This window comes from Paraburkholderia sp. JHI869, from assembly GCF_038900775.1.
Lineage (GTDB): Bacteria > Pseudomonadota > Gammaproteobacteria > Burkholderiales > Burkholderiaceae > Paraburkholderia.
The window spans coordinates 270170-276169 of the sequence record NZ_JAYMSC010000010.1; the positions used below are offsets into that span (position 1 = coordinate 270170).

Here is a 6000-nt window from a genome sequence, read left to right on the forward strand (position 1 = left end):
TCCAGATCGCCACGGCGGCGATCACGATAACGCCAGTGAGAATAAGCATGTTCAGTCCTCCGGTTGCTTGCCTGTTTCGTATGGCTTCAATATTACGGCGCACGCGTGCGCGCGAGGCGTGGCAGGGCGTCGCGAATGGAATACCTGGTCGAATTCCAGAGAGACGATTGCCGTCGGACGAGGGGGTTTTCTTAGAGGGTGGAGATACAACGTCGTTCAGACGTTAAAAGGTACACGTCACATCATTCCGCTTCCGCTGCCCGTACCGCCAGTCCCCGAGGAAGGTGCTGACGTAGTGCCAAGCGGATGAGCGGCGCCCGCCGCGGACAGCAGCGAAACGGCGGCCGGATCGGGCAGGCCATTGGCGTCGATCGCCCCTGCGGCCGTCAGTATGCCTAGATCACTGTCGACACCAGCCTGGCCGACCGTAAAGGCCATCGTCAGAAATGCCGGCACCGTCAGCGTGACCGTATAGTGCTGCTGCAGATTCGTGACGACCGCGGATTGCGCTGCCTGCACGTCGGCCTGGTTTGCCAGCACCTGCTGGTACTGTGAGCTGGTCGGAAAGCCCGCTATCAAGCCGCTCTCGCTAGTGCCGAGTTGTGACGCAAGGTAGACGAGCATCAGCTCGGTCTCCGGCGTCGTATTGAAGGTGCCGCCGGCGAATGCGAGCGAATGCAGGCTCACGCCGCCAGAGGTCACGGTGAGGATGCAGGGAGGCGTGGCATCGAACGTGATCGTGTATTGCCCACCGCCGTTGGTCAGGGTGGAGCCCGAGCCCTGCGCACAACTGAGGTTGACCGCCGCGCTCGCGAGCGCAGTACCGGTGGCGGCCGTGCCGGAGATGGTGACGTTTGGCGTCGCGGTCGTGCCACCGCAGCCGCCGCCGAGGCTGACGCACGAGTTCCCGCCGCAAGCCGCGAGCGTTGCGAGGGAGGCCGCGCAAAGGGCAACCATTGCCGGGCGAACGGAACACGCGTGGTGAGCGCTCATGGTTGCCCGCCGTTTGCGTCAGCCACGCTCCGGATGGCGCAGTCGCGAATGGTGCCGGCCATAAGACATGTAGATCAGCATGCCGATCAGCAGCCAGACGATCAGCCGTACCCAGGTGACGAGCGGTAGTCCTGCCATCAGCAACACGCAAAACGCGATTCCGAGAATGGGGACGATCGGCACGCCGGGCGCGCGGAAAGGGCGGCTCGCGTCGGAGTCGCTGCGCCGCAGATACATGACCGCGCCACACACGAGCACGAACGCGAACAGGGTCCCGATGCTGACCATCTCGCCTAGTACGCCGATCGGCGTGAGGGCCGCCACGATGGCGACGACCGTGCCGATCATGATCTGGCTTCGGTGCGGCGTGTGCAGGCGCGGATGGACGGCGGAGAACAGATGGGGGAGCAGCCTGTCCTCCGACATTGTGAAGAAGATACGGCTTTGCCCATACAGCAGCACGAGTATCACGGTGGTCAACCCGGTTAGCGCGCCGATCTTGATCAGTACGGAGAACCAGGTAAAGCCGATGGCGTCCACTCCTTTGGCGATCGGATCGGGTACGTTCAGTTGTGCGTATGGAACGAGCCCGGTGAGCACGGCGGCCACGAGGATATAGAGCAGGGTGCAGATGATGAGGGACCCGAGGATGCCGATCGGCATGTCGCGCTGTGGCCGTTTCGCTTCCTGCGCGGCGGTCGATACCGCGTCGAAGCCGATGAAGGCGAAGAACACCACTGCGGACCCACGCAGAATGCCGCTTGCCCCGAAGCTGCCGAATGCACCGGTGTTGGGGGGGACGAATGGATGCCAGTTGGCGGGATGCACGAAAAACGCGCCGATGGCGATGAAGGCCACCACGACCATGAGCTTGACTGCCACCATGACATTGTTGATGCGTGCCGACTCGCGCGTGCCCAGCACCAGCATCGTCGTGAGAATCGCGATGATCAGCACGGCGGGGAGGTTGATGATACCGGCGACAGTCGTGCCGTCGGCGAGCTGGACGGTCGTGCCGGGCGCGGCAGCGAGCGTGGGCGGAATGTCGATCCCGACGTTGCGCAACAGGCTGACGATATACCCTGACCATCCGACGGCGACCGTCGCGGCGCCCATGGCGTATTCGAGAATCAGGTCCCAGCCGATGATCCACGCAAACACTTCGCCTAGCGTCGCATAGGTGTACGTGTAAGTGCTGCCGCATACAGGAAGCATGGCAGCCAGTTCCGAGTAGCAGAGGCCGACGAACGCACACGCAATGCCGCCCAGCACGAATGACAGGATGATGCCTGGTCCGGCAAATTGTGCGGCGGCCGTGCCGGTGAGGACGAAAATACCCGCGCCGATAATGGCGCCGATGCCCATCGCCGTGATGCTGGGCGCCCCCAGCGTCTTCGAGAGCGCGCGGCCGCCTTCGGCATCGGCGCTTCCCACTATGTCGGCGACGGACTTGCGCGCCGTGTAGCTCGTGTCAGCCATGATAGGTTGTCCCATTCAATTGCGACTGGAAACGAATCGATTCGGCCTGCGTTACTTCTTTAGAATAGACACAGGCGCGTGCTGGCGAAGGGTAAGTTTTCAGCTAACTGAACGGCGACGACCGGCGCGCGAGGGCAGAGATGTTTCGGAACGCTTCACGCTCATCGGCAAGATTGAGGCTCGCGCGAGCCGTTCTGCTGGAAGGCGGCAGGGAGAAGAGGGATGCAGAACGAGGAAACACCGTCGCCACGGCGTGCGACATATCAGAAAGGGATCCGGATCGGCGAGTACGGGTGGTTCGGCCGATTGTCGGCCGTGGTCGTGAGCGCAATCGTCCTGGTGGTGGCCGCGATGTTGTCGGTGGTGCTGCTTGCGGTGCTGTTCGCAGTGGGCGTGATCGTCGCCGGCTATCTCTGGTGGAGAATGCGCGCGCTGCGGCGCCAGGCGCGCGAGTTCGGCGACGACGGCAGGACCATCGACGTGGAAGTCGTTCACAAGGACTCGCCCGGCGACGATATCGCGAAACGCTGATGCACGCGTCCGCGCAAGCGGCGACAGGCTTCCCGAATCTTGAGAGCGTCACCGTGCCGAGCGGCCCGTCCGCCACGCCCACAGCACTCAGTCTCATCTTCAACGGCGAATACAACCAGGTCTTCGTGACCGGCTACAGCCACGCCGTGCCGGTCGTGAACACCGCGCAACCCTACACGGTTCTCGTGCCGGACGTGAGCGTGCCGCTCGCGACCTATACCGGGTGGAACTATCGCGGCTCGGGGCACGCAATCGGCGAGGGCTGCATCTCCAATGGCGCGGCAATTCCGTTCGCGGTGAGCACGGCGGCGCAGGCAGGTGGCGTCGATAGCCGCACCACGCTGAACGCGCTTTATGGCGGCAGCCGTTCGCGCTATCAAGCGGCGGTTGCGAAGGCGGCGGACGCGCTCGTCAAACAAGGCTACTTGCTGCAGGACGATGCGACGAACGTCTTCATCAGCAACGCGGCGCAGGTTTCACCGACCCTGCTTCCGAGTCCTTGAACCGTCATGGAGTGTCGTCGCGTAGCGCAACGCAGCTGCAACACACGCGACGACGCTTCGCATCATCGCTGCTTTGCAGGCGTCGCTGGCGGCTTGAAGCGTATTCATCCGGCTCATCAACAACGTCTTGACACGTTGCGCGCGGGACCTTAATCTAGCCCCCGCAGATCGAGATAAGAGACTATCTGTAAGATGGTCTCTTATGCGCGAAGCAATTGCATAGGCCCTCTTGCAGAAAAATACAGGAGACGGCTTGTGCAAACGCATGTACAAACGCACGTACACACTACTGCGCTCAAAATTCGTGGCGTCGACGACGTCATCGCCTTCATCGATTCGGGTTCGGGCATAGCCGGCCGCGCCGGTGTCATCTGGTGGCTAGCACTGGGTGGCCTGTTTCTCGACGCATTTTCCAATTCCGCTTTAAGCGCCGGCCTCGCGCCGATGACGCGCGACCTGCGCCTGAGCGCAGGCGACGTCGCGCTCATGACGTCGTTCGCTTCGTGGGTTGCCATTGCCTTCAATCCCATCGGCGGCTGGATGGCCGACCGCTGGGGCAGGGTGCGTCCGCTCGTGCTCGCCAAGGTATTCGCCCTCGTGGGCGCGTTGCTGGTGATGTTCGCACCGGGCTTCGAGGTCGTGCTTGCCGGGCGTTTCTTCGTCGGCATGGCGTACGGCATCGACTTCGCCATCGCCATGGCCATGCTCGCCGAGTTCACGCCCGCGCACCTGAAAAGCCGCCTCAATGCGTGGCAGGGCATGTGGTACACCGCGGTCTGCCTCAATCTGCTGCTCGCGCTGCTGTTCCACTCTTGGCAGGTGGGCGACTCGATCTGGCGCTACGCCATTGCTGCCACTGCGGTATTCAGCGTGGCCATTCTCGTGCTCCAGTTGCTGTTTCTCGTGGAGAGCCCCACGTGGCTCGCGCGCAAGGAGCGTATCGTGGACGCGGCCACTGCGATGACGCGCATCTACGGGCGCAACTTCGTCGCCGCGCCGCCGCAGGAGCGCGTGCCCGTGCTGAACCCGGCGAAGCGCGGGTTCGCGAACCTGACGCTGATCTTCCGGGGCATCTATCTGCCCCGCACCATTCTCGCGGCGACCGTGCAGATCGGGCAGTCGCTCGAGTACTTCGCCATCGGCTGGTATCTGCCGCTCATCAGCGCGGCCTTGTTCGGCAAGGACTTCGTCTACGCGACGCTCGGCGCGCTGCTGTTCAACGTGTTCGGCATCGTCGGCGGATTCATGTCGCCTGTGGTCGGCCGCAAGATCGGCTTGCGGCGCGCTTCGGCGTTCGGCTTTGCCGCCGTGTTCGCCATGCTGCTCGTGCTCGGTCTCTACGGCACGAAGCTGCCGATGTGGATGTCGGTCGTCGTGCCGTCGCTCTTTATTCTGTTTCACTCCGCAGGGCCGGGCGCCAATGGCAAGAGCCTGTCGTCGCTCTCGTTTCGCAGTGAGTTGCGCGCGAGCGCCAACGGCGTGGTCGGCGCGCTCGGTTCGATCGGCGCCGCGCTCGGGCTGCTCGTGTTTCCGCTCTTTCGCGAGCGCTACGGCCTCGACCACACGTTTCTCATTCTTGCCGCTGTGCCGTGCGTTGCGAGCGCGATCTGCTTTGCGATCCGCTGGGACCCGACGCGCAGCGCCGTCACGCCCGACAACGAGCCCGATGCCCCGCATTTCGAAGACGACAGTGCGCGCGGCGCGTATCTGAATCCGGTCATGGAGGATCCCCGGCGATGAGCCACCCACAGCGAGTCATACTCGCCATCGATGAAGGAACATCCGGCACGCGCGCCGCGGTGCTCGACGCGCATGGCCAGGTGTCGTGCCTCGAATATCGTCCGCTGCGCGTGCAAAGCCCGCAACCCGGCGTGGTCGAGCAGGATGCGAATCTCACGCTCGAGAAAACGCTGGAAGCATGCCGCGCGACGCTCGCGCACGCGAAGCAGGAGAAACGGGAAGTCGTTGCGCTCGCAATCGCCACGCAGCGCGCCACCGCCGTGCTTTGGGACACGCATACAGGCCGTGCGCTCGTGCCGGCGATGGTCTGGCAGGACACGCGCCACGCGGCTTCACTCGCGCAGCTTGCCCCGGCCTGGGACGCCGCGCTGATCGAGCACGTAGGGCGCCCCGCGGGCGTGCGTTCGCCGTACCTCTGGGCGGCGCGTCAGTTGCGCGAAACGCCGGCGGTTGCGCAGGCGTACCGCGAAGGCCGGCTCGCATTCGGCACGATCGACACGTGGTTGCTCTGGCATCTCTCCAGTGAGCGCGCATGTGTCACCACGCCGACGAACGCGACCTCGGCGAGTGCATACGTGCTGGCGCAGCACCGCTACTACGGCGAATGGATCGACGCGCTCGGTTTTCCCGCCGAGCTGTTGCCGACGCTACGCGAGGACGCCGACGCGTTCGGCCGCACGCGCGCCGATCTGCTGGGCGTCGACGTGCCGATCCTCGCCTGTGCCGGCGATCAGCTTGCGGGCGGGGTGGGGCT

The 6000-nt window shown here is 64.2% G+C and carries 6 protein-coding genes; 4 read left to right on the plus strand and 2 right to left on the minus strand.

What is annotated here, in order from left to right; genetic code table 11:
• Positions 1 to 237: 237 nt before the first annotated feature.
• Both VSR72_RS19335 and VSR72_RS19340 read right to left on the minus strand, forming a co-directional pair.
• Positions 238 to 993 (minus strand): hypothetical protein, encoded by a 756-nt coding sequence (locus VSR72_RS19335; RefSeq protein ID WP_342953952.1) that lies wholly within the window; start codon positions 991 to 993, stop codon positions 238 to 240.
• Positions 994 to 1011: 18 nt separating this feature from the next.
• Complete coding sequence (locus VSR72_RS19340; RefSeq protein WP_342953953.1) at positions 1012 to 2472, minus strand: amino acid permease; 1461 nt, start codon at positions 2470 to 2472, stop codon at positions 1012 to 1014.
• 222 nt (positions 2473 to 2694) lie between these two features.
• On the opposite strand from VSR72_RS19340, the gene VSR72_RS19345 reads away from it, so the two are divergent.
• The 4 genes from VSR72_RS19345 to VSR72_RS19360 all read left to right on the plus strand — a co-directional run.
• Positions 2695 to 3003: a hypothetical protein gene (locus VSR72_RS19345; RefSeq protein WP_342953954.1), complete on the plus strand. Its 309-nt coding sequence runs from the start codon at positions 2695 to 2697 to the stop codon at positions 3001 to 3003.
• The gene (locus VSR72_RS19350) at positions 3003 to 3506 is read left to right on the plus strand and encodes an alpha/beta hydrolase domain-containing protein (protein ID WP_342953955.1); all 504 of its coding nucleotides are present in this window, start codon (positions 3003 to 3005) and stop codon (positions 3504 to 3506) included. The genes VSR72_RS19345 and VSR72_RS19350 overlap by 1 nt, the downstream gene beginning before the upstream one ends.
• A 255-nt stretch (positions 3507 to 3761) precedes the next feature.
• Positions 3762 to 5246: an MFS transporter gene (locus VSR72_RS19355; protein ID WP_342953956.1), complete on the plus strand. Its 1485-nt coding sequence runs from the start codon at positions 3762 to 3764 to the stop codon at positions 5244 to 5246.
• Positions 5243 to 6000, plus strand: a 758-nt coding sequence (locus VSR72_RS19360) for an FGGY family carbohydrate kinase (RefSeq protein WP_342953957.1), incomplete at its 3' end; no start/stop codon positions are given. The genes VSR72_RS19355 and VSR72_RS19360, both read left to right, overlap by 4 nt.